The organism is Castellaniella sp. (assembly GCF_047971665.1).
GTDB lineage: Bacteria > Pseudomonadota > Gammaproteobacteria > Burkholderiales > Burkholderiaceae_B > Castellaniella.
The window spans coordinates 1-25,402 of the sequence record NZ_JBKEAA010000013.1; the positions used below are offsets into that span (position 1 = coordinate 1).

The 25,402-nt window shown below is 65.5% G+C and carries 22 protein-coding genes, 1 tRNA gene and 1 pseudogene; 10 read left to right on the forward strand and 14 right to left on the reverse strand.

All coding sequences use genetic code 11. The annotated features are described in order from the left end of the window. Positions 1–213: pseudogene (locus ACK5JE_RS04140) on the forward strand (ATP cone domain-containing protein); the annotation flags it as partial. 36 nt (positions 214–249) lie between these two features. Here ACK5JE_RS04140 and dut read toward each other — a convergent pair. Further along, a complete protein-coding gene (gene dut, locus ACK5JE_RS04145; RefSeq protein WP_416800439.1) occupies positions 250–699 on the reverse strand; it encodes a dUTP diphosphatase in 450 nt (149 codons plus the stop codon). A gap of 91 nt (positions 700–790) precedes the next feature. Then, positions 791–866, reverse strand: a tRNA-Gly gene (locus ACK5JE_RS04150). A 296-nt stretch (positions 867–1,162) separates the two neighbouring features. Here ACK5JE_RS04150 and murB point away from each other — a divergent pair. Further along, positions 1,163–2,218 (forward strand): UDP-N-acetylmuramate dehydrogenase, encoded by a 1,056-nt coding sequence (murB, locus tag ACK5JE_RS04155; protein WP_416800440.1) that lies wholly within the window; start codon positions 1,163–1,165, stop codon positions 2,216–2,218. 138 nt (positions 2,219–2,356) lie between these two features. On the opposite strand, the gene dapB is transcribed toward murB, so the two are convergent. Further along, positions 2,357–3,148 (reverse strand): 4-hydroxy-tetrahydrodipicolinate reductase, encoded by a 792-nt coding sequence (dapB, locus tag ACK5JE_RS04160; protein ID WP_416800441.1) that lies wholly within the window; start codon positions 3,146–3,148, stop codon positions 2,357–2,359. After that, positions 3,148–3,732 (reverse strand): outer membrane protein assembly factor BamE, encoded by a 585-nt coding sequence (locus ACK5JE_RS04165; protein WP_416800532.1) that lies wholly within the window; start codon positions 3,730–3,732, stop codon positions 3,148–3,150. Before ACK5JE_RS04165 ends, dapB begins: the two co-directional genes overlap by 1 nt. A gap of 157 nt (positions 3,733–3,889) precedes the next feature. Between ACK5JE_RS04165 and fur the strand changes: the two genes are divergently transcribed. Next, positions 3,890–4,318, forward strand: a complete 429-nt coding sequence (gene fur, locus ACK5JE_RS04170; RefSeq protein WP_416800442.1) for a ferric iron uptake transcriptional regulator — start codon at positions 3,890–3,892, stop codon at positions 4,316–4,318. A gap of 81 nt (positions 4,319–4,399) precedes the next feature. Here the strand turns inward: fur and recN are convergent, their stop codons facing one another. Further along, the gene (recN, locus tag ACK5JE_RS04175; protein WP_416800443.1) at positions 4,400–6,049 is read right to left on the reverse strand and encodes a DNA repair protein RecN; all 1,650 of its coding nucleotides are present in this window, start codon (positions 6,047–6,049) and stop codon (positions 4,400–4,402) included. An 11-nt stretch (positions 6,050–6,060) separates the two neighbouring features. Beyond that, positions 6,061–6,963 (reverse strand): NAD kinase, encoded by a 903-nt coding sequence (locus tag ACK5JE_RS04180; protein WP_416800444.1) that lies wholly within the window; start codon positions 6,961–6,963, stop codon positions 6,061–6,063. Between the two features lie 114 nt (positions 6,964–7,077). On the opposite strand from ACK5JE_RS04180, the gene hrcA reads away from it, so the two are divergent. The 6 genes from hrcA (at position 7,078) to dnaJ (ending at position 14,284) form a co-directional block, all read left to right on the forward strand. Next, positions 7,078–8,091 (forward strand): heat-inducible transcriptional repressor HrcA, encoded by a 1,014-nt coding sequence (hrcA, locus tag ACK5JE_RS04185; RefSeq protein WP_416800445.1) that lies wholly within the window; start codon positions 7,078–7,080, stop codon positions 8,089–8,091. A gap of 60 nt (positions 8,092–8,151) precedes the next feature. Then, positions 8,152–9,207 (forward strand): ferrochelatase, encoded by a 1,056-nt coding sequence (gene hemH, locus ACK5JE_RS04190; RefSeq protein ID WP_416800446.1) that lies wholly within the window; start codon positions 8,152–8,154, stop codon positions 9,205–9,207. Positions 9,208–9,261: 54 nt separating this feature from the next. Beyond that, positions 9,262–10,209 (forward strand): hypothetical protein, encoded by a 948-nt coding sequence (locus tag ACK5JE_RS04195; RefSeq protein ID WP_416800447.1) that lies wholly within the window; start codon positions 9,262–9,264, stop codon positions 10,207–10,209. Between the two features lie 195 nt (positions 10,210–10,404). After that, positions 10,405–10,989 carry a nucleotide exchange factor GrpE gene (gene grpE, locus ACK5JE_RS04200; protein WP_416800448.1) on the forward strand — a complete coding sequence of 195 codons (585 nt, stop codon included), beginning with the start codon at positions 10,405–10,407 and terminating at the stop codon, positions 10,987–10,989. A gap of 103 nt (positions 10,990–11,092) precedes the next feature. Next, positions 11,093–13,015: a molecular chaperone DnaK gene (gene dnaK, locus ACK5JE_RS04205; RefSeq protein ID WP_416800449.1), complete on the forward strand. Its 1,923-nt coding sequence runs from the start codon at positions 11,093–11,095 to the stop codon at positions 13,013–13,015. Between the two features lie 135 nt (positions 13,016–13,150). Next, a complete protein-coding gene (gene dnaJ, locus ACK5JE_RS04210) occupies positions 13,151–14,284 on the forward strand; it encodes a molecular chaperone DnaJ (RefSeq protein ID WP_416800450.1) in 1,134 nt (377 codons plus the stop codon). A 19-nt stretch (positions 14,285–14,303) separates the two neighbouring features. Here dnaJ and modD read toward each other — a convergent pair whose 3' ends face one another. The 5 genes from modD to ACK5JE_RS04235 all read right to left on the reverse strand — a co-directional run bounded on the left by modD (position 14,304) and on the right by ACK5JE_RS04235 (position 21,095). Next, complete coding sequence (gene modD, locus ACK5JE_RS04215) at positions 14,304–15,164, reverse strand: ModD protein (protein ID WP_416800451.1); 861 nt, start codon at positions 15,162–15,164, stop codon at positions 14,304–14,306. A 49-nt stretch (positions 15,165–15,213) separates the two neighbouring features. Beyond that, complete coding sequence (gene modB, locus ACK5JE_RS04220; protein ID WP_416800452.1) at positions 15,214–15,876, reverse strand: molybdate ABC transporter permease subunit; 663 nt, start codon at positions 15,874–15,876, stop codon at positions 15,214–15,216. Between the two features lie 22 nt (positions 15,877–15,898). Beyond that, positions 15,899–16,624 (reverse strand): molybdate ABC transporter substrate-binding protein, encoded by a 726-nt coding sequence (gene modA, locus ACK5JE_RS04225; protein ID WP_416800453.1) that lies wholly within the window; start codon positions 16,622–16,624, stop codon positions 15,899–15,901. Between the two features lie 154 nt (positions 16,625–16,778). Further along, positions 16,779–19,571 (reverse strand): M16 family metallopeptidase, encoded by a 2,793-nt coding sequence (locus ACK5JE_RS04230; protein ID WP_416800454.1) that lies wholly within the window; start codon positions 19,569–19,571, stop codon positions 16,779–16,781. 87 nt (positions 19,572–19,658) lie between these two features. Continuing rightward, on the reverse strand, positions 19,659–21,095 hold the full coding sequence (locus ACK5JE_RS04235) for a PLP-dependent aminotransferase family protein (RefSeq protein ID WP_416800455.1): 1,437 nt from the start codon (positions 21,093–21,095) through the stop codon (positions 19,659–19,661). Positions 21,096–21,312: 217 nt separating this feature from the next. On the opposite strand from ACK5JE_RS04235, the gene ACK5JE_RS04240 reads away from it, so the two are divergent. Beyond that, positions 21,313–22,599, forward strand: a complete 1,287-nt coding sequence (locus ACK5JE_RS04240) for an aspartate aminotransferase family protein (RefSeq protein WP_416800533.1) — start codon at positions 21,313–21,315, stop codon at positions 22,597–22,599. Between the two features lie 22 nt (positions 22,600–22,621). Here ACK5JE_RS04240 and ACK5JE_RS04245 read toward each other — a convergent pair whose 3' ends face one another. The 3 genes from ACK5JE_RS04245 to ACK5JE_RS04255 form a co-directional block, all read right to left on the reverse strand. Next, the gene (locus tag ACK5JE_RS04245; RefSeq protein WP_416800456.1) at positions 22,622–23,791 is read right to left on the reverse strand and encodes a vWA domain-containing protein; all 1,170 of its coding nucleotides are present in this window, start codon (positions 23,789–23,791) and stop codon (positions 22,622–22,624) included. Positions 23,792–23,811: 20 nt separating this feature from the next. Then, positions 23,812–24,432 carry a GNAT family N-acetyltransferase gene (locus ACK5JE_RS04250; RefSeq protein WP_416800457.1) on the reverse strand — a complete coding sequence of 207 codons (621 nt, stop codon included), beginning with the start codon at positions 24,430–24,432 and terminating at the stop codon, positions 23,812–23,814. Positions 24,433–24,536: 104 nt separating this feature from the next. Continuing rightward, the gene (locus tag ACK5JE_RS04255) at positions 24,537–25,400 is read right to left on the reverse strand and encodes an AAA family ATPase (protein WP_416800458.1); all 864 of its coding nucleotides are present in this window, start codon (positions 25,398–25,400) and stop codon (positions 24,537–24,539) included. Between the last annotated feature and the right edge of the window lie 2 nt (positions 25,401–25,402).

A 25,402-nucleotide genomic window follows, 5' to 3' on the forward strand; every position in this document is an offset into this window, starting at 1 on the left:
AGCATCGACCAGGTCGACAACGCGATCGCGCAGATCGAGGAAAGACTACTGACCTCGGGAGAGCGGTACATGCCCTACGGCAAAAGGTGAGAGCTTGTCATGCGCGAACTCAAAAAGCTCGACAAGGTGGCCTATATCCGCTTTGCCAGCGTGTACCGCAGCTTTGAAGACGTTGACGAGTTCAAGGCGCTGGTCGATGAGGTCAAGCGCTGAGCCAAGCGCCAGCGCCCTGCCGGCAACCCAACCGGCTTATTGCCGTCCCGTTGAACCGTAGCCGCCTGCCGCGCGTTCGCTCGTCTGGGCAAATGCCTCCACCACACGGAACTGCGCCTGCAGCACCGGCACAATCACCATCTGTGCAAGGCGCTCCATCGGTTGCAGCGTAAACACCGTATTGCTGCGGTTCCACGCGCTAACCATCAGCTCCCCCTGGTAATCGCTGTCGATCAGGCCGACCAGGTTGCCCAGCACGATGCCATGCTTGTGTCCGAGGCCGGAACGCGGCAGCAACAGGGCCGCATAACCCGGATCGCGCAAATGCACCGCCATGCCGGTGGGCACCAGTTGCCACGCATTGGGCTCCAGCACCAGCGGTTCGACAATGCAAGCGCGCAGATCAAGGCCAGCGCTACCGGGCGTGGCGTAGGCTGGCATGTGTTGGCGGATGCGTTCATCCAGAATCTTCAGTTCGAGTTCCATGTCTGCCCCTGCAACAACGTGCAAACACCACAAACAATAAAGCCAGTGCTTGCAGGCAAGGCACTGGCTTGGAGGGCGAATACACCGAAACTGGAGCGGGAAACGAGTCTCGAACTCGCGACCTCAACCTTGGCAAGGTTGCGCTCTACCAACTGAGCTATTCCCGCGTTCCTAGCCATTCAGCTAAGCTTTGCATTATATGATGTACTTTTACGTCCGTCAAATCCGTGGCGTGTTCCACTTTAATTTTCTGGCCGAGGCATCAACCCCTTCGGGGCTTCTGCCGATACACAATCAGGCAAGAGGCAGAACTATAAGATACACGGTCAGAGTCTGTCAAATCGGTGGTCCTGGTGGTCCCGACGGTGGTCCCGACTGCGTTCATCGGTCGGCCGGCTGCGTCCGGATCCGTGGCGCGCGGTATCCTTACGCCTTTGCATCCGCTTGAGTGCCGACCGCTTCCATGCCTGCCCAGCCGCTCGTTTTTACCGATCAGGATCTGCACGCCAGCAATACCCTGGGCCTGCCCGCGCGCGCGGGCCTGGCGGTCCTGGAGGACGAGTCCGTCATCCCCGCGTTTTGCAAAACGCTGGCTGCGGGGCGGCAGCAGGCCGAGGCGCCGGTGTTCGTGCTGGGAGGTGGCAGCAATCTGGTGATGGATGCGCGGCCACGTCATCGTGTGCTGCGCGTGGCCTTGCGCGGGATCCGCCTGTGGCAGGAGACCGCCGACCACTGGATCGTCGAGGCCGCTGCGGGGGAATCCTGGCATGGTTTCGTCGATCACTGCCTGGCGCAGGGCTGGCCGGGGCTGGAAAACCTGGCGCTGATCCCGGGGACCGTGGGCGCGGCGCCCGTGCAGAACATCGGCGCCTATGGGCTGGAACTGGATCAGCGCCTGCATTCCGTGGTGGTCTGGGATCTCCAGGCGGGTCGGGAAAGCACGTTGCCGCCGGATGCGTGCGGCTTTGCCTACCGCGACAGTCTGTTCAAGCGCGATGGGGCAGGGCGCTGGCTGATCGTGCGGGTGCGCTTCCTGCTGCCCAAGGCCTGGACGCCGCGCCTGGATTATCCCGATCTGCGCGATCATCCTGGGTTGCGGAGCGTCGGAGCCGGCGGGCCGGGTGCCCCTTCCCCGCGCCGGATCTTCGAGGCGGTGTGCGATATCCGTCGTCGCAAGCTGCCCGATCCGGCCGTGCTGGGAAATGCCGGCAGCTTTTTCAAGAATCCGGTGGTTGATGCGGATCAGGCGGCGCGATTGCGGCAGCGGTTCCCCGACCTGCGCGTCTATCCCCAGGCTGACGGGCGAGCCAAGCTGGCGGCGGGCTGGCTGATCGAGCAGGCGGGCTGGAAGGGACGGCGTCTCGGGCCCGTGGGCATGCACGCGCGTCAGGCGCTGGTGCTGGTCAACCATGGCGGAGCGCAGGCGGATGACGTGCGGGCGCTGGCGCGGGCCGTGCGCGCCGATGTGCGGAGACTTTTCGAGGTGGACTTGGAGCAGGAGCCCGTGATTCTGGACTGAGCGCGGCCGCCGGTTGTTTCCCGGTCCTTTGCCGCCGGTCCTTTGCCGCCGGTCCTCCGGCGGCTATTTGCCGATCATGCGCCGGTCATTTTCACCCTTCTTGCGCCGACCAGGCGAATCCGGGGCCGTGCGCGGCGGTCAGGTGGCCAGCACATCCTGCATGTCGAACAGGCCGAATTCGCGGCGGGCCAGATAACGCGCGGCGCGCAGGCTGCCCTGGGCATAGGTGGCCCGGCTGCTGGACCGGTGGCTGATCTCGATGCGTTCGCCGGTGCCGCAGAAATACACGGTGTGGTCGCCGACGATGTCGCCGCCACGCAGCACGGAAAAACCGATGCGACCGGTCCCGCGCGGCCCTGTATCGCCGTGACGCACCCAGTCGGCGATGCCTTCCAGTGGCTGGCCCCAGGCGTTCGCCACGGCCTCGCCCATGGCCAGGGCAGTGCCGGATGGCGCATCGACCTTGTTGCGGTGATGGGCCTCGAAGACCTCGACGTCGTAGCCGCTGTTGAGCAGCCGGGCGGCCATGTCCAGCAGCTTGAGCGTGACGTTGACGCCCACGCTCATGTTGGGCGCGAAGACAATGGCGGTTTTTTGGGCGGCGGCGCGGATGGCCTGCTTGCCATCGGCGTCGAACCCGGTGGTGCCGATGACGCATTTGACGCCATGCTCCACGCAGGCGTCCAGATGCGCCAGGGTGCCTTCGGGACGGGTGAAGTCGATCAGGCAGTCAGCCGCAGCCAGGGTGTCCAGGCGATCGGTGATGCACACGCCGGTGTCGATGCCCAGCGGCGCGCCGGCATCCTGGCCGATGGCATCGCAGCCTGGGCGGTCCAGCGCGCCGGCCAGCGTGAGGTCCTGGGATTCCAGGACGGCCTGGATCAGCATGCGCCCCATACGGCCCGAGGCGCCCGCGATGGCGATCCGCATTATGGTTGTCCTTCCTGGGTGCCGGTGCCGCCGGACACGGCCTGGGGGGGCGGCGGTGATGCTTCATCGGTCGTCGACCTGCTTTCGGTGACCGGCGTCGCGTCCTCGATGGCCTGGCTGCTGGTCGAGGCGGCATCGTCCGTTCCCGGCGTCGCGGCCTGTTGCGTGTTGCCCCCGGCCTCCGCCGGCGGGATGGCCTCTTTGCCGCTGTCGGCCTTCTGGAAGGGCTGGCGGTCGGGCTGATCGTCGCCCGTCCAGCGTGTCAGCTGGTCGTTTTCGAACCAGACGGTGAACTTGCGCAGTTCGCCCGAACCATAACCGGGCTGGTTGTAATAGGGATAGTCCCAGCGGTCGGCATGGAAGATGTCCTGCAGCGTGGGGGTGCCCAGGACGAAGCGGACCTGGTCGCGGGTCATGCCGGTTTCGAGCTTGGCGACCTGCGCTGAGGTGATCCAGTTGCCCTGTTGAATCGTGGCCTTGTAGGGAAAGCCCCAGTTGGTCGAGCCGCAGCCCGCCAGCCCTAACGATAAGATGCTGGCGACCAGGAGCACGGTCAGCCTGTGGGAATGAGCGCTGGGTCGGATATGCACGAAGGTCCCCGTAGTAGATTCGGTGGCCGCGTATCTGCGGCCGCTAAAACCGCTATCATAAAGGTAATTCAGTTTTGCGCATGTGCGTGGCTGGGTGTGGCAGGTGTTCATCCCGCTTGCCTTGTACCGCATTCCTCGGGATACTTGAATCATGAATGATCAGATTGAACTCAAGACCATGGGCCTGAAGGCGACGTTTCCTCGCCTCAAGATCCTCGATGTATTTCGCAAGGCGGAAACCCGCCACCACAGTGCTGAAGACGTCTATCGGGCCCTGATTGCCGACGATGTGGATATTGGTCTGGCAACCGTGTATCGCGTGCTGACCCAGTTCGAACAGGCGGGCATCCTGCTGCGCAGCCAGTTCGATGGCGGCAAGGCGGTGTTCGAATTGAACGACGGGGATCACCATGATCATCTGATCTGCACCAATTGCGGCCGGGTGGTGGAATTCTCCGATGCGGAAATCGAAAAACGCCAGCATCGGGTGGCCAAGGACAATGGTTTCACCCTCGAAAGCCACCATATGATGCTCTACGGGGTCTGCCCGAAATGCTCGGGCATCAAACGGACCGCCTGATGCCGACGCATCCGTTCTGACACGGATGCGTCGATCCTGACCTTGATGCGTCAGCCTTGAACTGATGCGTCTGGCCTGACGCTAGCGCTGCCCGGATGCCAGCATTTCACGAGCGTGGGCGCGCGAGGCGTTCGTCATCTTCAGTCCGCCCAGCATGCGGGCGATTTCTTCCGTGCGGGATTCCTCGTCCAGCGGCTCGATGGCCGACAGCGTCCGGCCCTCGCGGGTGGCCTTGCTGACCTGAAAGTGCCGCGCGGCGCAAGCCGCGACCTGAGGCAGATGGGTCACGCACAGCACCTGATGGCGCATGCCCAGCTCGCGAAGCAGGCGGCCGACGACCTCGGCCACGGCGCCGCCGATGCCGGCGTCCACCTCATCGAAGATCAGCGTGGGGACCCGGGCTGCCTGGCTGGCGATCACAGACAGGGCCAGGGAAATGCGTGCCAGTTCGCCGCCCGAGGCCACCCGGGACAGCGGCCGGGACGGGACGCCTGCATGACCCGCCACCAGGAATTCGATGGTTTCCAGGCCATGCGCGCTGGGCTTGCCGTCGGCCAGAACGATCTCGAACACGCCGCCGTCCATGGACAGGGCCTGCATGGCGGCCGTGACCTGTGCGGCAAGTTGCGCCGCCATCGCCCGGCGCGCGTCGCCCAGGGCACGCGCCAGTTCCAGATAATGCGCCTCGGCCTGACGGCAGGCGTGTTCCAGCGCCTCGATGTCCTGTCCGGCCTCAGCCTCGCTCAGGCGGCCTCGCAGTGTGTCGAGGTGTTCGGCCAGGGCGTCGGGCTCGATGTGAAAGCGGCGGGCGGCCTCGAACATCCGGCTCATCCGGGCATCGGCCTGCGCCAGCGCGTCGGGGTCCGGCTCCAGCCGGTCGGCATAGGCGTTCAGGCCGGAGATGGTTTCGGCGCACAGGATGCGGGCCGATTCCAGCGTCTGGATGTGTTCCTCGAGCGTGGGGTCGTGCCGCACCAGGGCGTGCAGAGATTGGAGGGCGGCGTGCAGGGCCTGGGCCGCCGAGCCGGATTCACCGTCGAGCGCCTCGACGGCCTGACCGGCCCCGGCCAGCAGTGCCTGCGCATGCGCCAGACGGGACTGGCGGGCGCACAGTGTCGGCCATTCATCGGGTCCGGGCGCCAGTTCGTCCAGCCAGGCGACGTCGGCGGACAGCCGCTCCAGCAGGGCGGTCTGCCCGGCGGCATCGTCGCGGGCGTTTTCCAGCGCCGCCTGTGCCTGGCGCCAGTCGCTCCAGGCCTGTTGCACGGCGCGCGCCTGGTGGGTGTGCCCTCCCTGGGCGTCCAGCAGGTCGCGCTGGCTGGCGGATTGCAGCAGGCTCTGGTGGGCGTGCTGTCCATGAATGTCCACGAGCAGGGCGCCCAGGTCGCGCAATTGGCTCAGGGTGGCCGGAACCCCGTTGATCCAGGCCTTGCTGCGGCCTTGGGGGTCGATGACGCGGCGCAGGATCAGTTCCGGGCCTTCCAGGGCCTGTTCGGCCAGCCAGTCCGCCGCCGCCCCGGGGGCGTTGAAGACGGCGCTGATGTCGGTGCGCGCGGCATCCTGACGAATCAGGGTGGCGTCGCCCCGGCCGCCCAGGGCCAGCGCCAGCGCGTCGATCAGGATCGATTTGCCGGCCCCGGTCTCGCCGGAGAACACGGTGAAGCCGGCATCGAAGGCGATATCGGCCCGATCGACGATGACGAAGTCACGGATGTGCAGCGCGCGCAGCATGGGGATCGGCCCTATTGGTCGGGGTCGTCCCAGGGGTGCAGCATGCGGTTCCAGTTCAGCTTGCTGCGCAGCGTGGAGAAATAGCTGTAGCCCTGGGGATGCAGGAACCGGACGCGGTGCGGGCTGCGGCGGACGTCGATGCGGTCGCCTTCCTGGCAGTTGGACAGGGCCTGCATGTCGAAATGGACGCTGGCGCCCGACTCCACCCGGCCCAGGGCGCTGATGGTGATGTTCAGCACGCTGTCGTCGGGCAGGGTGATGGGACGGTTAGAGAGGGTCTGCGGGGCGACGGGCACCAGGACCAGGGCGTTGACCTGGGGGTGCAGGATCGGCCCGCCGGCCGACAGGGCGTAGGCGGTCGACCCCGTGGGCGTGGCGATGATCAGGCCATCGGCGCGCTGGCTGTGCATGAACGCGCCATTGCATTCGACGCGCAGTTCGATCATGCCGCCGCGTCCGGCGCGGTTGATGATGACGTCGTTGAGCGCCAGCCCGGAAAAGATGGTCTCGTCGCCGCGCATGACGCGGCCCTCGAGGAGTATGCGCTCGTCCTGGACGAAGGCGCCGTTCAGCACCCGGGTGATGGCCTCGTCGGCGCTGCCCAGGGGGATGTCGGTGATGAAGCCCAGCCGGCCATGGTTGATGCCGATCATGGCCACGCCGGAGGTCGCCAGCTGTCGCGCGGCGGCCAGCATGGTTCCGTCGCCCCCCATGATGATGGCCAGGTCGGCCCGTGCGCCGATGTCCGTGTACGAGGCCAGCGGGAAGTCGGCCACCCCGGTGTTGCGACCCGTGGCCGCTTCGACCAGGATGTCGCATCCCGCCGCAGACAGGGCCTGACCCAGTCTGCGCAGGGGCGCGTCCATGCCGCTGTCCTGGTGGCGGCCAATCAGGGCGACGGTCTTGAAATGCATGGGCGGGGGGCTCCCGGAATTTAGTGGAATAATAAGTGGTATCCGATTATAGGGGGATGGGGGCGTGACTGCCGATTTTGGCGGGCTGTTTTCGTCTCGCGCTGGACACTGGACATGGATGAACGAGCCAAGGCATTGCTGAAGACGCTGGTCGAACGCTATATCGCGGACGGCCAGCCCGTGGGGTCACGCACCCTGTCGAAGGTCTTCGATCTGTCGCCGGCCACGATCCGGAACGTCATGGCCGATCTGGAGGACCTGGGGCTGATTCACAGCCCGCACACCTCCGCCGGGCGCGTGCCCACGCCGCGCGGCTACCGCATGTTCGTCGACAGCCTGCTGACGGCCCGGTCCTACGAACTCAGCCCCGATCTGCAGATCGAAGACTGTCTGCCGGCGGCCGAACCCGGCCGCGCAGTGACCGCCGCCGCCTCGCTGTTGTCGAATCTGTCGCAGTTCGCGGGAGTGGTCCTCACGCCCAAGCGGACGCAGGTGTTCCGTCATCTCGAATTCATCCGCCTGTCGGACCGGCGCGTGCTGCTGATCATCGTCACGCCCAATGGCGACGTGCAGAACCGCATCCTGTTCGTGTCGCGTGAATACTCGGATGTCGAGTTGCTGGAGGCCTCCAATTTCTTCAATCAGCATTTCTCGGGCAAATCCTTCCACTCGGTCCGCCTGGCGCTGGCCGACGAGCTGACTTCGCTGCGCGCCGATATTTCCCGCCTGATGCAGCAGGCCGTGGATGCGGGCCTGGATTCCCAGGACACGGACGACGATTCGGTGGTCATCTCCGGCGAGGGCAAGCTGCTGGGCGTGTCCGAAATGACCGCCGATATGGACCGCCTGCGCCGCCTGTTCCAGTTGTTCGAGCAAAAGACCGACCTGCTGCATCTGCTGGATGTTTCCAGCCATGCCCAGGGCGTGCAGATCTACATCGGCGGTGATTCCCGCCTGGTGCCGCTCGAGGATGTGTCGGTCATCACCGCGCCGTACGGCGTGGACGGGCAGGTGATCGGCACGTTGGGTGTCATCGGACCCAGCCGCATGGCCTATGACCGGGTGATTCCCATCGTCGACATCACCGCCCGCATGCTGTCTAATGCGCTGGGGCAGGCATCCTCGTGAGGGGCGGGCCTCCTCCGGATTCTGCCCTCCTGTGATGTTTTCGTTCCTCGTGTGTTGACCATGAGCCGTTTTCTGCTCGAACCCCCCGATCCCAGTGCGCTTGATCCGGATGCGCCGCGGGCCGGCCGCGGGCCGCTGGGCGTGCTGCTGATCAATCTGGGCACCCCGGATGCGCCGACGCCTGCGGCCGTGCGCCGCTACCTGGGCGAATTCCTGTCGGATCCCAGGGTGGTCGAGCTGCCCGCCATGCTGTGGCAGGTCATCTTGCGTCTGTTCGTGCTGATGCGACGGCCGGCTGCGATCGCGCCGAAATATGCCCAGATCTGGCTCGACCGGGGCTCGCCTCTCCTGGTGCACAGCCAGGATCTGGCCGGGGCCGTGGCCGCCGTGTTGCGTGCCCAGGGGCTGGACGCGCGGGTCGGGCTGGCCATGCGTTATGGGCGGCCAGCGCTGGCCGACGCCCTGGATGCCTTGCGCGCGGCCGGATGTGGTCGTATTTTGGTGGTACCGATGTATCCCCAGTACGCGGCCAGCACCACGGCCACGGCCGTTGACGCCGTGGCGGCGCATCTGGCCCGGTTGCGCCACCAGCCCACCTTGCGCTTTCTGGACCGTTTTCCGACGGCGGACGCTTATGTGGATGCGCTGTGCCGTTCAGTGCGGGCACACTGGGATCGGGCCGGCACGCCAGATCGGTTGTTGCTCAGTTTCCATGGATTGCCCCAGCAGTCGGTGCGCCAGGGCGATCCCTATTTTCGCGATTGCCAGCAAACCGCCCGGGCGCTGCGTGAACGGCTGGGCGCCGATGGTGCGCGGCTGCATGTGGCCTTTCAAAGCCGTTTTGGGGCGGCGTCTTGGTTGCAGCCCTACACGCAGCCCACGCTGGAGGCCTGGGGGCGGGAGGGTGTTGGCACGGTGGATCTGATGTGCCCCGGCTTTTTGGCGGATTGTCTGGAGACGCTCGAGGAGATCAATATAGGCTGTCGCGAGGCATTTCTGGCAGCCGGCGGGCGGACGTTCCGTTACATCCCGTGCCTGAACGCCGACCCTGATTGGGCGCAGGCATTTGCCGGCCTGATCGCGGATAACCTGGCTGGCTGGACTTCCTCAGGCTGAGGCGCCGGGCGGCGGCTTCAAGACGATTGTGATTGATTTTGATTTCAGACAGTTATGCGTTTCCCATTACAGCAGTCATCTCACATCCAACACCCGGATACCACGAATATCCAGCGAGTTGGCGTCAATGGCGATCGGGCCTTTGCCGCCGTTGCCGCGTCCGGCATGCAGGCGCGGCTGTATCTGGCCCTGCTGGTCGAGCGCTTCCGCCGCTTCAATCAGAACACGTTCGGTCTGCCGTTTGGCGAATCCTGTCTGCAGGCCTGGTTGCGGCAGTGGCCAGGCGCCGCTCAGGTCGAGCGTTTCGGCTTGCCGCGCCACAACCTCGAGCGGCGCCTGGGCGGTGATGCGCTGACGCTCTGGGTGCGGCCCCGCGATCTGGTCCAGGATGCGAATCATGCGCCGCGCGGGCAGGGTCATCGACCCTCCTCGATGGCGCTGATCTGGGATGGCGACTGGGATCTGCGGCGTTCCGACTTGCGCTATGGCGTTGGCACGGAGCTCTCCGAGGTTCAGGATATAGTCACGCACCGGGACCGTCTGCAGGATTCACAGGTCTATCGCCGGTTCCTGCGGGCGTTGCAGGAGGGGCGGCCGCACCGGTCGCATCGTCAGGGCATCAGCCTGGATTCCGTGCCGCGCATCCGGACCTACCTGGAAATCTACCTGGGTTTCGTGGACGACATGGCTGCCGATGGCTATCAGCCCGAGCGGGCCACCGATCCCATTGGGGTGGTGATCTCGCGGCAAGGGCATGTCCTGAAATATCGGAATGGCCGGCATCGTCTGGCCATGACGCAATGGCTGGATCTGCCCTCGATTCCGGTCCGGGTGATGCATGTGCATCGTCTCTGGTGGAACCGGGTGGCCGATGGCGCCACGGGCCAGGCGGCCCTGGACCGCGTGTGCGCCGCGCTGTCCCAGTGCCAGCCTCAGTGGGTGCCTGCCGCGTCGGGAGCGCCCGGCCAGTCGGCGCAGCCTTACGTCCAATGGCCTGAATAGGCCGGCACGGCTCAGGGTCTGTTCGCACGCCTCGAGGAGATCGCGTTGCGCCCGAGCGCTGTCGAGCGCCTGGCGTGACCGGAGATCGCCCGTCTTGCGCGTGATCCCGGCAGGAGGGCGGCCGGCCTCTTGAAATCCCCACATTCCCCCCTATCTATTGATTCACCCGTATTTTCTGTTTTTGGAGAGTTCACCATGTCGGCACCCCAGGAAGACTTGGACCCGCAAGCCGCGCCGAGCGCCGAAACCCCGCCCCCGGCTCAGAAACCGGACGATGCGGCAGAATCCGCTGCCGAACCGTCCGTCGAGCAGCCGGGCGAAGACCTTGCCGCGTTGCTGGACGCCGCCCAGAAGCAGGTCGCCGATTACCACGATCAGCTGTTGCGCGCGCATGCCGAGGTCGAGAATGTCCGCCGGCGCGCCCAGGAGGATGTGGCCAAGGCCCGCAAATTCGGCACGGAGTCCTTTGCCGAGAGCCTGATTCCCGTGCGCGACAGCCTGGAGGCCGCGCTGGCCCAGGAAGATCAGACCGTCGAGGACTGGCGTGGCGGCGTCGAGGCCACCTTGCGGCAGCTGAATGCCGCTTTTGACCGCAACCAGATGCGCGAGATCGCGCCCGCGCCCGGCGAGGCCTTCGATCCGCATCGTCATCAGGCGATTTCCAATGTGCCTTCGGCGCACCCGCAGGGCACGGTCGCCCAGACCTTGCAAAAGGGCTACCTGATCGCCGATCGCGTTCTGCGCCCGGCGCTGGTCATGGTGTCGGCGGGTCCGGCCTGAAATACGCAGGCGCGGGGCTTGAAACCCGTTCAGGCAACCCCATATTTGTATCATCGGCGGTCATGAAATCCGCCCCGTCATTCAAACATCGACAGGATCCAACATGAGCAAGATCATCGGCATCGACCTGGGGACGACCAACAGCTGCGTCGCAGTGCTGGACGGCGCGAAGGTCAAGATCATCGAAAACGCCGAAGGCGCGCGCACGACGCCTTCCATTGTCGCCTACATGCAGGACGGCGAAATCCTGGTGGGCGCCCCCGCCAAGCGTCAGGCTGTCACCAACCCGAAAAACACCATTTTCGCGGTCAAGCGCCTGATCGGTCGCAAATTCGAGGAAAAGGCCGTCCAGAAGGACATCGACCTGATGCCCTACCGGATTCTCAAGGCCGACAATGGCGACGCCTGGGTCGAGGCCCAGGACAAGAAGCTGGCGCCTCCGCAGGTGTCGGCCGATATCCTGCGCAAGATGAAGAAGACCGCCGAGGACTACCTGGGCGAGGAAGTCACCGAGGCCGTGATCACGGTGCCGGCCTACTTCAACGACAGCCAGCGTCAGGCCACCAAGGATGCCGGCCGCATCGCCGGTCTGGACGTCAAGCGCATCATCAATGAGCCGACCGCAGCGGCCCTGGCCTTCGGCCTGGACAAATCCGAACGCGGCGACCGCAAGATCGTTGTCTATGACCTGGGCGGCGGGACTTTCGACGTGTCCATCATCGAAATCGCGGACGTGGACGGTGAAAAGCAGTTCGAGGTGCTGTCGACCAATGGCGATACCTTCCTGGGCGGCGAGGACTTCGACCAGCGCATCATCGAGTACATCATCGCTGAGTTCAAGAAGGAATCCGGCGTCGATCTGTCCAAGGATGTGCTGGCCCTGCAGCGCCTGAAAGAAGCCGCCGAAAAGGCCAAGATCGAGCTGTCCTCCACGCAGCAGACCGAAATCAACCTGCCGTACATCACGGCCGATGCTTCCGGCCCCAAGCACCTGAACCTGAAGATCACCCGCTCCAAGCTGGAGGCGCTGGTCGAGGAACTGATCGAACGCACGATCGAACCCTGCCGCGTGGCGATCAAGGACGCTGGCGTCAAGGTCTCCGACATCGACGACGTGATTCTGGTCGGCGGCATGACCCGCATGCCCAAGGTCCAGGAAAAGGTCAAGGAATTCTTCGGCCGTGACCCGCGCAAGGACGTGAACCCCGACGAGGCCGTGGCCGCGGGCGCCGCGATCCAGGGTTCCGTGCTGTCGGGCGACCGCAAGGACGTGCTGCTGCTGGATGTGACGCCGCTGTCGCTGGGGATCGAGACCCTGGGTGGCGTCATGACCAAGATGATCAAAAAGAACACCACGATCCCGACGCGGTTTTCGCAGGTGTTCTCCACGGCGGACGATAACCAGCCGGCCGTGACCATCAAGGTCTACCAGGGTGAGCGCGAGGTTGCCGCCGGCAACAAGGCGCTGGGCGAGTTCAATCTGGAAGGCATTCCGCCGGCTCCGCGCGGGCTGCCGCAGATCGAGGTCACGTTCGACATCGACGCCAATGGCATCCTGCACGTGTCGGCCAAGGACAAGGGCACCGGCAAGGAAAACAAGATCACGATCAAGGCCAGCTCCGGTCTGACCGAGGACGAGATCGAGCGCATGGTAAAGGACGCCGAGGCCAATGCCGAGGAAGACCATCGGGTCGCCGAGCTGGCGCAGGCGCGCAATCAGGCCGACGGTCTGGTGCATGCCACGCGCAAGTCCCTGACGGAATACGGCGACAAGCTCGAAGCCGCCGAGAAGGAAGCCATCGAGTCGGCCCTCAAGGACCTCGAAGAGGCCATCAAGGGCGATGACAAGGCGACCATCGATGCCAAGGTCGAAGCCCTGTCCACGGCATCGCAGAAGCTCGGCGAGAAGATGTACGCCGACATGCAGGCCAAACAGGCGGCCGAGGGTGCGGCTGCCGCCAATGGCGCTGCGCCGGCGGAAGACGACGTCGTCGATGCCGACTTCAAGGAAGTGAAGCGCGACTGAGCCTTCGCAGCCACGCGCCTTCGGGCCGCCCGGGCGCGTGGCTTGCGGCCGATACACCTGCCCGGAACCGGCGTGATCGCCGGACCGGGCATCTGTCCTTCAATCAGCAGCGCATAGCACAGGCAACCCGAATCCATGGCAAAACGAGATTTTTACGAAGTCCTGAGTGTGGCCAAGAACGCCTCGGACGACGACATCCGCAAGGCCTACCGCAAGCTGGCCATGAAATATCATCCGGACCGCAATCCGGACAGCAAAGAGGCCGAGGACAAATTCAAAGAGGCCAAGGAGGCTTACGAGATACTGTCTGACGCCGAGAAGCGCGCGGCCTATGATCGCTTCGGCCATGCGGGCGTGGATCCGAATGCCGCAGCCGGCGCCGGCATGGGCGGCGGCGCCGGCGGTTTTGCCGATGCCTTTGGCGATATTTTCGGGGAAATCTTCGGCGGCGCCGCTGGCCGTCGGGGCGGTGGCGGCCCGCAGGTCTATCGTGGTGCCGACCTCAAATATTCCCTGGAGATCAGCCTGGAGCAGGCCGCCGACGGCTTTGACACCGAGATCCGCATCCCCAGTTGGGAATCCTGCGAGACGTGTCACGGCTCGGGGGCCAGGCCGGGGACTTCGCCCCAGACCTGCCGTACGTGCGGCGGCAATGGCGCCGTGCGCATGCAGCAGGGTTTTTTCAGTGTCCAGCAGACATGTCCGACCTGCCATGGCACCGGCCAGGAGATCACCGATCCCTGCGGCGATTGTGATGGCGTGGGCCGTATCCGCAAGAACAAGACGTTGCAGGTCAAGATCCCCGCCGGGATCGACGATGGCATGCGCATCCGCTCGACCGGCAATGGCGAGCCGGGGGTCAATGGCGGTCCGCCGGGCGACCTGTATGTGGAAATCCACATCAAGCCGCACGGCATCTTCGAGCGCGAGGGCGAGGATCTGCACTGCGAACTGACCATCCCCTTCACCAAGGCGGCGCTGGGCGGTGTGCAGGAGGTCCCGACGCTGGCCGGGCGTGGCGAGATCACCATTCCTGAAGGCACGCAGACCGGCAAGACCTTCCGCCTGCGCGGCAAGGGCATCAAGGGGGTGCGCTCCAGCTATCCCGGCGACCTGTACTGCCATATCGTGGTGGAAACACCGGTGCGCCTGAACGACGAGCAGAAGTCGCTGCTGCGTCAGTTCGAGTCGTCCCTGAACAGTGGTGGCGACCGTCATTCGCCCAAGAGCGAATCCTGGACGGACAAGGTCAAGAACTTCTTCTCCTGACCCCGCCGCAGTTCGTGGCTCAGGCAGGGGTGATCCGCACGCCGATGTCTGCGGGAGGACCAGAGAACGGGCTGCTGGTCACCAGGGCATCCACCCCGGTGGCCGCGTAAGCGGCCACGTTGCCGGCGTGGATGCCGCCGGCAGCCAGCAGCCTCAGGCCCGGCCATCGGGTTCGCAGCCGGGGGCACCAGCCAGCGAGCAGGTCGGGCGCGGCCTTGTCAAACTGGATGACGTCAGCGCCACAGCCTGCCGCCTCGCAGGCTTCGTCGAAATCGGCGGCTTCGATCACGATTTTCTTTTCGACCAGATGGCGGCGATGCCGCGCCAACCCCTCCCGTATGTCAGCCCAGCCTCGGGGCAGCAGGGCTCGATGCTGGGGGAACACCAGGATGGTTTCCGACAGGCCAAGCCGGTGCGGGAAGGCCCCGCCCGCCAGGGCGGCCTTCTGGGCGGTACGGCGAAGGCCGGGCGGATGTTTGCGGGTCGTCAGGATGCCGACGCCCGGGCCGATCTGATCCGCGATCTGCACCAGTGTGCGGGTGCGGGCCGCCACGCCGCAGGCGTATTCCAGCAGGTTTTGCCCGACTTTCCAGCAATCCAGCAGCGCCCGGGCCGGCCCGCGGGCCGTCACAAGAGGCATCTCCGGGCCGGCCGTCTGGCCGCTCGAAAGGCAGGATTCCGGCTCGCCGCCCCGACTGAGCACCATGCGGGCCACTTCTTCGGTGCAGGCGGCGATCGTGGAGTGCCGGGCGACCCAGGCGATGTGCGCGGGCCGTGATCCGATCTCCAGCAATGTGCTGGTCAGGTCGAAGAAGCCGATGTCTTCCTGCAGCCAGTCATCCAGCGTCGAGGTGTTGAAAAAGAGTGCGGATTCATTCATGGCGTCTTGCTGTCCCCGGTGTGAGGCGGCAGGCAGGGGGGAAGGGGTGTCAGAGGGAGCCATAGCGCTTGAGCAGAAAGAAGATGAGCGCGGAAAGTCCGCACAGGAGCAAAGAGAGCTGATTGGCGCAGTCGAACTGGCCGTCCATGACGTGGTTGTAGATCGCCAGGGAGAGCGTTTCAGTGCGTCCGACGATATTGCCGCCGAGCATGAGCGAGATGCCGACTTCGCCCAGCGCCCGGCCGCACGAGAGAATGAGCCCGGTGATCACGCCATGGCGAGCCAGCGGCCATTCGATTTGGGTGAATACGGCCCATGGCCGCGCGCCCAGTGTGGCCCCGGCCTCCTGCATGTCGCGATGGATAGCCTGGAATGCGGTTTGCACGGGTTTGACCATCAACGGCAGACCTGCGATGAAGGCCGCGATCACCAGGCCGGGCATCTGAAAAATGATGTCCGGACGCAGGCCCGGCGACAGCCAGGCCAGCAACCAGCCCCGCTGTCCGAGCGCCATGAGCAGACCATACCCCAGCACCATGGGCGGGAAGATCAGCGGCAGCATGATCAGGACATCCAGCATGCCTTTTCCCGGAAAACACTTGTGCGCCAGCAGCCAGCCCAGCAGGGTGCCCAGAATCAGCTGCAGAACGGTGGCCCACAGAATGATCTGGAGGGTCAGTCCGATTGAGGCGCTCGCACACAGGCTGCTCATGGGGGGGCCATGGGGGCAGGCTTTAATCCAGACCGTAGCGACGCAGGATATCGCGTGCGGCGGGCGTCGCGATATAAGTGGCCCATGCCTGCACGGCGGGATCGCTTTCATGCCCTTTCGTGACGGCCATGGTGATCTCGATCGGGTCGTAGCAGGAATCCGGCGCGAGGAAATAGCCTCCGATCGAATCGCCCCGGCCCAGGGCTTCCGTCAGATTGACGAGTCCCGCATCCATGTCGCCCAGGGCGACATAGGCGCCGACCTGGGGCACCCCGTCGCTTTCGGTGCGCTTGGCCCGGGTCGTGATGTCCAGGCCGGTGCGCTGCAGGCATTGCGCTGCCGCCCGGCCATAGATGGTGCGTCGAGGGTGCGGCATGGCATAGCGCCGGACCTGGCCGCTGCGCAGGTCCTGGATCGATGTCAGCGCCAGGCCCTGGCGATAGATGATGGCCAGACGGCCAGCGCCCAGGCGCTCATAGCGGGTTGACAGGTCTTCGGGTTCGAGCAGGGCCCGGTCTCCGATCAACAACGCGATGCCGGCGTTCTGTCTGGCCTGGGTGACGATGCCGCGGACATGTCCAAAGCTGGCCTCTACCTTGAGGCCGTAAGCGATGGGCAGTTGGCGGATCAGCTCCATCAAGGGCTTGCGGTAGCCGCCCGCCGATGCGATGAGCAGCGTATCGGCGAAGGCGGAGGTGGCTTGCGCGGCGGTCAGGAAAAGGCAGAGGCTCAGCAGTCTGGCAGTCATGACGGTATCGGTCTGAGGAGACGTGGATAGGATGGAAGGTGGCGCGCGGCGAGAACCTCGCGCCATCGTAATATACCAAACTATATACCGATAAAAAACGATACGGATGCGTCATCGGACACGACATCGGGGGCATGCCGGATGGCAGTACCCCTCAGGGTTTCGGATCGGGATCGGCAGCCACGGCGATGCTGAGGGCGTCGGGCTTGAACAGGTCCCGCATCGCGGCATTGACCTGTTCCGCCTTCAAGGTGCGCAGTTGGTCGATGACGTGCTGGTGCCAGGAAAAGTCGCGGCCCGTTTCCATGTAGTCGGACCAGCGGCTGACCAGATAGCCGTCGTCGGAGCGTCCCAGCTCGAGATAGTTCAGCAGGGACTTGACACCCTGATCGACCTCGGCCTGGGTGAAGCCGGTTTTCAGGGTTTCGTCCAGTACCGCGCGGATCGCGGTCCGCAGCGCCTCGGCGTTGCGGGCCGCAGTACTGGCAAAGATCGTCCAGGTACCCGAGTCTTCGAAGGATGAGGCGCTGACGGCGCTGCCCACGCTGTAGGACAGGCCGTCGCGTACCCGGATGCGCTGCCACAGGCGGGAATTCTCGGAGCCGCCGAGCAGGTAGTTAGCCAGCATCAGCGGGGTCGAGCGCGGGTCGGTATCGCGCAGCTTCAGCGGCAGGACGGCCCGGTACTCGGCGTTGGCCTTGCCGGGGGCCGGAATCTGGAATGTCTGCGGCTTCATCGCATACCAGGGATCATCCAGCCGCGTGTAGGCCGGCGCGGCGCGCCAGTCCTGCAGGCCGGTGCGCAGGTGTTGTTCCACGACCGCGGGATCGAAATCTCCGACGACCGCCAGGGTCAGATGGCCTGTGCCGTAAAACTGCTGGTGGAACTTTTGCAGCTGGTCGCGGTCCAGGCGGTCGACCTGGGCCAGGGCCTCGGCGGTCGTGGGGATGTAGCGGATGTCATCGGGTTGCCAGGGCTGGTCGTGGCGCAGCAATGCGTTGCGTGCCAGATAGGCGGGGCTGGAAGCGCCATTTTCCAGGCTGGTGCGCAGACTGCGCTTGATCTGTTCCAGCTCGTCCTCCGGGAAGGTGGGCGCGCGCATCAGGTGAAAAGCCAGATCCAGCACATCGGGAAGATGCTCACGGGAACTGCGGATGGCGACGGTCAGGACGTTGCCTTCGGTATCGAATGAAAGATCGGAATCCAGCGCGTTCAGACGATCCTCGATCTGCTGGCGGGTCGTGTCTGTCGCGCCGCGCATCAGCATGAGCCCGGTGACGTCAGGCGCGAGGCCCAGACCACGCAGTTCGTCCGCGCGGCCAAAGCCCATGGTCAGGAGGGCATGCACCTGTTCTCCGGTGGTTTCTTTGGGCAGCAGGGCCAGTTCGACCGGGCCGCTGGGCAGGGACAGCACCCGGCGCTGCGTCGCGGCGTCGATGGCGGCGGGACGGGTGTCGAAGGCTGCCACGGCAGGGCGGCTGGTGCCGGTCTCGATCTGCTGGATCCAGGGATCGAGATTGACCGGCGCGGAAGCAGGGACGTCCTTTGGCGCTGGCGTGGGCAGGTAGAGCCCGCTGGTCCGGTTGCTGGGGAGCAGCCAGGTGCGCAATTGCGCGCGAATGTCCTCCAGTGCCAGCGCTTTGACACGCTGGCGCTCGATGAAGAACAGGCGCCAGTCGCCCCAGGCCACGGCATCGGACAGGGCCTGGGCGAGCGCTCCGGACTGGTTGAAGATCTGTTTCCACTCGTTCAGCCAGGCGGTCCGGATGCGGTCCAGCGCGGCCTGATCCAGCTGATCGATGCCGCCGGATTCCAGGCTGTTTTCCAGGGCGGACAGCGCCGCCCGAGGATCTGCGCCGGGCTGGAGCTGCGCGCCGAACACCGTGTAGCCGGGCTGATTCATGGCGCGGGCAAAACCGAACACGCTGCTGGCAAGCCCCTTGGCGACCAGGGCCTGGTAGAGCGGCCCCGCTGGCGTGTCGGACAGCATGGCGGTGCCGACGAACAAGGCCGTGTAGGCGTCGCTGGCGGCTTCCGGCACATGGTATTGCGCCAGCGCGATGGGGCTGCCACCGATCCGCCGCAGGGTGACGCTGCGCGCCCCCTGCTGGACGGGTTCGACCGTGTACTCGGACGGCAGCGTGCGGGCAGGCCTGGCGATCACGCCGAAATCCTGTGCGATCCATTCCAGCGTCTGTTTTGCGTCGAAGCGGCCGGTGACGATCAGCGTGGCGTTGTCAGGCTGGTAGTAACGGTGGTAGAACGCGCGCAGCGGCTCGATGCCGACATGCTCGACATCGGATCGCGCACCGATGACGCCGCGGCCGTAGGGATGCCAGACATACGCGGCCGAGGTGACCTGCTGCATCAGCATGCTGAACGGGCTGTTCTCGCCGCGTTCCATTTCGTTGCGCACCACGGGCATTTCCGCATCCAGATCCGACCGGGCGATGCGCGCATTGAGCATGGCGTCGGCCTGCCAGGACAGATACCAGCGCAGGGTGACCGGGTCGCTGGCAAAAGTCGCGTAGTAGTTGGTCAGGTCGGCCGTGGTCGAACCGTTGGCGGCCAGCCCCCGGCGCGAGAACTCCGCCAGGGCATCCGGATAGGCCGGACTGCCGCGGAACAGCAAGTGCTCCAGCAGATGCGCCATGCCGGTTTCACCTGGCCCCTCGTTGCGCGAACCGACCCGGTAGCTCATGTTGACCGTGGTCTGGGCGCGCGAGTCATCCGGCGCCAGCAGGACCTGCAGCCCATTGTCCAGGCGGTACTCGGTCACGCCTTCGATCATGACGATCTGCCGTACGCCGGCGGGCGGGGGGGAGGAGGTCGTCGTTGTCGTCGGGGCGGTCGCCGTGGATTCGGCAAGCGCTGGGCGAGGCAGGCTCGACGCCGCCAGCAGGCAAAGCGAGAGCAGCGGGAAGATCAGGAGGGGCAGCCGGCGCATGGTCTGGAGATGTTCTTGGGTAAGTGTGCGTGAGGCATAACCATACCGCAAGGGCGTCCCGAAAGGGGTTTTGATGGGATGGGGCGGTCAGGACGGCTGCGGGTCGGGCAGGCTCAGCGCCTGCCGGAAAAAATGCCACAGGCGCGGATCGCCGGAATACGCCACATTGAAGCGCAGCCAGCCCTCATCCCGTCCTTCCGGGTCGAAGTAGCTGCCTGGCGCCAGCCAGATGCCCGCCTTCAGCGCCTCTGTGGCCAGTTCGATCATGGCTTCTCCCGTCGGGCGGGGGGCGGGCGGTCTGGCCCACAGGAACATGCCGGCGCCTGGTTCCGTCCAGGCCTCGAATCCGTGCGCGTGCATGGCGGCGGCCACCTCATCGTGCGCCTGGCGCAGGCGTTCGCGGATGCCGCGCAGATATGTGCCGTGGCGGCCATCCCGCAGGAGATGGTGGACGGCCCGTTCCATCACTTCCGATGAGGTCAGGCCCAGCAACATCTTGGTGCGGGCGCAGGGGTCCACCAGGGGTTTCGCGCACGCCAGATACCCCACGCGGATGGAGGGCATCACGTTCTTTGAGAACCCGGACAGGTAGATCACCCGGCTGGCGCCCGCCAGTGAGGCCAGCATGGGGGCGGGCCCGGGCAGAAGGTCGCGGGACATGTCGTCCTCCACGACCAGAAAGTCATGGCGTTCGGCCAGTTGCAGCAGCCGGAACGCCCCGGCCATCGTAAAACTGGCGCCGGTCGGATTCTGGAGCACCGTGGTGACGAACAAGGCGCGGATGGGATGCGCGCGGGCCAGGCTGTCGAGCGTCTCTTCGTCGATCCCCTCGGTCGTCCTGGGGACTGCGTGCGCGACGATGCGGTTCAGGGCGAGAATCTGCAGCAGGTTGGCGTAACAGGGCGACTCGACGGCGACATGGTCGCCCGGACGCAGCAAGGTGCGCACGACGATATCCATGGCCTGGGTGGCGCCGTGGGTCAGCAGGACCTGGTCGGGCTCGACGTCGAACCCGTGCTCCAGCAGATGGTGGGCGATGTGCTCGCGCAAGGGGCGGTAGCCGAGCGGGTGGCCGTAGGCCGACATCTGGCTGATCGGGACATGACTGAGCTGGCGCAGGGCGTGCGGCAGGCTGGCCTGCTCGTGCCAGTCCGGCGGCAGCCAGCCGCATCCCGCCTTGATCGAGATCGAGTGATCGGCGAACACATCGGCCAGAAGCCAGGAGGACCCGATGCGGGGCGCGACCCATTCGGGCACGGCCGCCGGCGCGGCCTGTTTCAGGCGGCCGACCCGGAAGCCGGCGCCCGGCCTGGATTGCAGCAGCCCCCGGGCGACCAGGCGGTTGTAGGCCGCCATGACGGTGAACGTGCTCAATCCATGATTCCGGGCGAATTGCCGGATCGACGGCAAGGCCATGCCCTGTCTCAGCCTGCGGTCGCGGATCGCATTTTCCAGCGCAGTGACGGTCTGGTCCACCAGCGTCGGAGCCACCTTCCGCCGGCGGTCCGGTTCGAACAGGACCATGCAGGTTCCTTCGGCGCGCAACACCATATGGAGATCGTTTTCAATACAGTTGTCCCGATCTGAACAATACAGTTATCCGATGATTCTGTCACCGTCTATGGCGGTCGGTTCCGGGTCGGCACAGAATGAGAACACGCATTCTGATCATCAAACTCCGGATCCCGAGGCTGCCATGCAAACCCAAGCCACCCATTCTCCCGACCTGTCCAATTTATGGATGCCGTTCACCGCGAACCGCCAGTTCAAGGCGCATCCCCGCATGCTCGCGGCCGCCAAGGACATGCATTACGCCGCCGCGGACGGCCATCAGGTGCTGGATGGCACATCGGGGCTCTGGTGCGTCAATGCCGGACATGGCCGTCAGCCCATCACGGAGGCGATCAGCCGGCAGACCGCGCATCTCGATTACGCGCCCAGCTTCCAGATCGGCCACGAGAACTCTTTCCTGGCCGCCTCCGAGGTGGCGGCCCTGATGCCCGCCGGCCTGGACCGGGTGTTCTTCACCAATTCGGGTTCTGAATCGGTGGATACGGCGCTCAAGATCGCACTGGCCTATCACCGGGCCCGGGGCGAGGGCCAGCGCACCCGCCTGATCGGTCGCGAGCGCGGCTATCATGGCGTCGGTTTCGGCGGCATCTCGGTGGGCGGCATCTCGCCCAACCGCAAGGCGTTCTCAGGGGTATTGCTGCCGGGGGTCGATCATCTGCCACACACGCACGATCTGGCGCACAATGCGTTTTCCCGGGGTCAGCCGGCCTGGGGGGGAGAACAGTTCGCCGATGCGCTCGAGAGCATCATCGCGCTACATGATGCTTCGACGATCGCGGCCGTCATCGTCGAGCCTCTGGCCGGCTCCACCGGTGTGCTGCTGCCGCCCAAGGGCTATCTGGAACGGTTGCGGGCCATCACCGAAAAACATGGCATTTTGCTGATCTTCGACGAAGTGATCACGGGGTTCGGCCGTCTGGGCGCGGCCACCGGCAGCGCCTTTTTCGGCGTCACGCCCGACCTGATCACCATGGCCAAGGGGATCAGCAACGCTGCCGTGCCGGCCGGTGCGGTCGCGGTGCGCCGGGGCGTGCATGACACCATCGTGGATGCCAGCGCCGCGGGGATCGAGTTTTTCCACGGCTACACCTATTCCGCGCACCCGCTGGCGACGGCGGCCATCCGCGCCACCCTGGGTATTTACCGGGACGAGGACCTGTTCGCGCGGGCGCACGCCATGTCGGCGCCGTTCGAGGCGGCCGCGCATGCGCTGAAGGGGCGCCGGCATGTGATCGATGTGCGCAACCTGGGACTGGTCGCCGGTATCGAAATGACGCCGCGCGAGGGCGCGCCGGGCGCCCGGGCCGCGGAGGTGTTCGGGAAATGCTTCGACAAAGGGGTGCTGGTTCGCTATACCGGCGACACGATCGCTGTTTCGCCGCCGCTCATCATCAGTGAGGACCAGATCGGGCAGATCTTCGGGACGCTGGCCGAGGTGCTGGATACGGTGGACTGAGTCATCCGCCCACTCATCGGCCCTACTTCGACAGCAGCCGCATCGCCTGTTCCAGCCCGTCCATCGTCATGCCGAACATGCGTTCGTGCATCAGTTCTTTGATCAGGGCGATGGATTGGCGGTATCGCCAGGATCCGGAGGGCTCCGGATTCAGCCAGACCGCCCGCGGCCATTGGCCCAAAAGGCGTTGCAGCCAGGCCGCGCCGGTTTCCTCGTTGTGGTGTTCGATCGAGCCGCCCGGGTACAGCAGCTCGTAGGGGCTCATGGACGCGTCGCCCACCAGGATCAGGCGCCAGTCCTCGCCATAGCTGCGCAGCAGATCCCAGGTCTCGATGCGCTCGCTGTGGCGGCGACTGTTGTGCCGCCAGACGGAGTCATAGGGGCAGTTGTGGAAGTAATGGACTTCCAGATGCCGGAACTCGCTGCGGGCGGCGGAAAACAGGGACTCGATCCGGGCAATGTGGTCGTCCATGCTGCCGCCCACATCCAGCAGCATCAGCACCTTGACCGCGTTGTGGCGTTCTGGCACCCAGTGCAGATCCAGCAGGCCGGCCTGCTCAGCCGTCCCGCGAATGGTGCCGGGCATGTCCAGTTCGAGGTTGGCGCTCTGGCGGGCGAAGCGCCGCAGGCGCCGCAGCGCCATCTTGAAGTTGCGTGTGCCAAGGGTCTGCTGATCGTCGTAGTCGCGGTAATCGCGTCGTTCCCAGACCTTGACGGCCGTGCGGTTGCCCGCCGAGGGGCCGCCGATGCGGATGCCTTCGGGATGGTAGCCGCCGTGGCCGAAGGGCGATGAGCCGCCGGTGCCGATCCACTTGTTGCCGCCCGCGTGGCGTTCCTTCTGCTCGGCCAGGCGTTCGCGGAACATCTCCATCAGCTTGTCCCAGCCGTGTTTTTCCAGGGCGGCCTTTTCCTCGTCGCTGAGCTGCTTGCGGAAGGTCTGGACGAGCCAGTCCGGCGGGATGTCCGGGCCGCCCGCGCGGGCCTGGAGCTGGCCGATGAAGGCGGCGAAGACCCGATCGTAGCGGTCGTAGCGGGTTTCGTCCTTGACCAGCGTCAGGCGTGCCACGTGGTAGAACGCCTCGGTGCTGACCGGTGCGGCGGGGCTGTGCAGCAATTCCAGCAGACTCAGATATTCGCGGATGGAGACCGGAATGCCTGCCGCGCGCAACTGGGTGAAGAAATCGGTCAGCATGGTCGCAAAAGCAGGGGGGATCAGTTGCGGGGACGCTGCAACTGGTGCAGCAGATGGGCCCGGACCTCGGCCCATTCTCCCGCCAGCAGGCTGTACATGACCGTGTCGCGCACGGTGCCGTCGCGGCGCAGCGCGTGGTGGCGGATGGCGCCATCGCGGTGCGCGCCCAGGCGTTCGATGGCGCGCTGGGAGGCATAGTTGTAGTTGTCGGTGCGCCAGCCCACCACGGCGGCGCCCAGGGTATTGAAGGCATGTTCGAGCAGCAGCAGCTTGCAGGCGGTGTTGACGCGCGTGCGCTGATGGGATCTGGCATACCAGGTGTAGCCGATCTCGAGCCGGGCAACAGCCGGGATGATGTCGTGGTAGCGCGTGGTGCCCAGCACCTGGCCGCTGGCAGCGTCAGTGACGGCAAAGGGCAGCATGTGGCCGTCGGCCAGCCCTTGCAGCGCCTGATCGATGTAGGCCCCGGTCTGCTCGGGCTCGGGAACCGAGGTGATGCGCAGGTTCCAGAGTTCGCCGTCGGCGGCGGCGGCGCGCAGGCTGTCGGCATGGTCCGGAGACAGCGGGACCAGGCGCACGCCATGGCCCTCCAGGGTGATGGGGCGGGGGGACTGCCTGAATCCGGAGGTCAGCGCGTTCATGAGAAGGTCCGATGAAGAGGGGAGCGGGGAGGGTGTCGTGATGTGATCGGTGCTGTGCTGTGCTGTGCTGTACTGTGTGATGCGGGTCACCGGGGGCTGGGGCGTCAGCGCCCGCCGCGTTGCGTCAGGGCGGCCAGCCGTCGCAACAGATTCAGGTCCTGTTCGTTTTTCAGCAGGGCGCCGGCCAGGGGCGGTGTGTCGCCTCGCGACAGGCTGTCGGGCGTCACGGATTCGGCCAGCAGCAGATGCAGCCAGTCCAGGAACTCGGAGGTCGAGGGGCGTTTTTTCAGTCCTGGCACCTCGCGCAGGCGGAAGAACGCGTCCAGTGCGGCGCCCAGCACCTCGGCCCGCAGATCAGGAAAATGGACGGCCACGATATCGGTCAGGGTCTCACGGTCGGGGAATTCGATGTAGTGAAAGAAGCAGCGCCGCAGGAACGCGTCGGGCAGGTCCTTTTCGTTGTTCGACGTGATGATGATCAGCGGCTTGTGGCGCGCATGGACTGTCTGGCGCGTCTCGTAGACATGGAATTCCATGCGATCCAGTTCGCGCAGCAGGTCGTTGGGGAACTCGATGTCGGCCTTGTCGATCTCGTCGATCAGCACGACGCTGGGCTGCTCCGATTCGAACGCCTGCCACAGGACGCCCTGCACGATGTAGTTGCGGATGTCGCGCACGGCGGCCTCACCCAACTGGGAATCGCGCAGGCGCGAGACAGCGTCGTATTCGTACAGACCCTGTTGCGCCTTGGTTGTGGATTTGATGTGCCATTGCAACAGAGGGCGGCCCAGCGCGCGGGCGACCTCCTCGGCCAGCAGGGTCTTGCCGGTTCCGGGTTCGCCCTTGACCAGCAGGGGGCGCTGCAACGTCAGGGCGGCATTGACGGCGGTTTTCAGGGATTCGGTGGCGACGTAGCGGTCGGTGCCGTCGAAACGGTCTTGCGAGGCGGAGGTTGCGATGCGGGTCATGG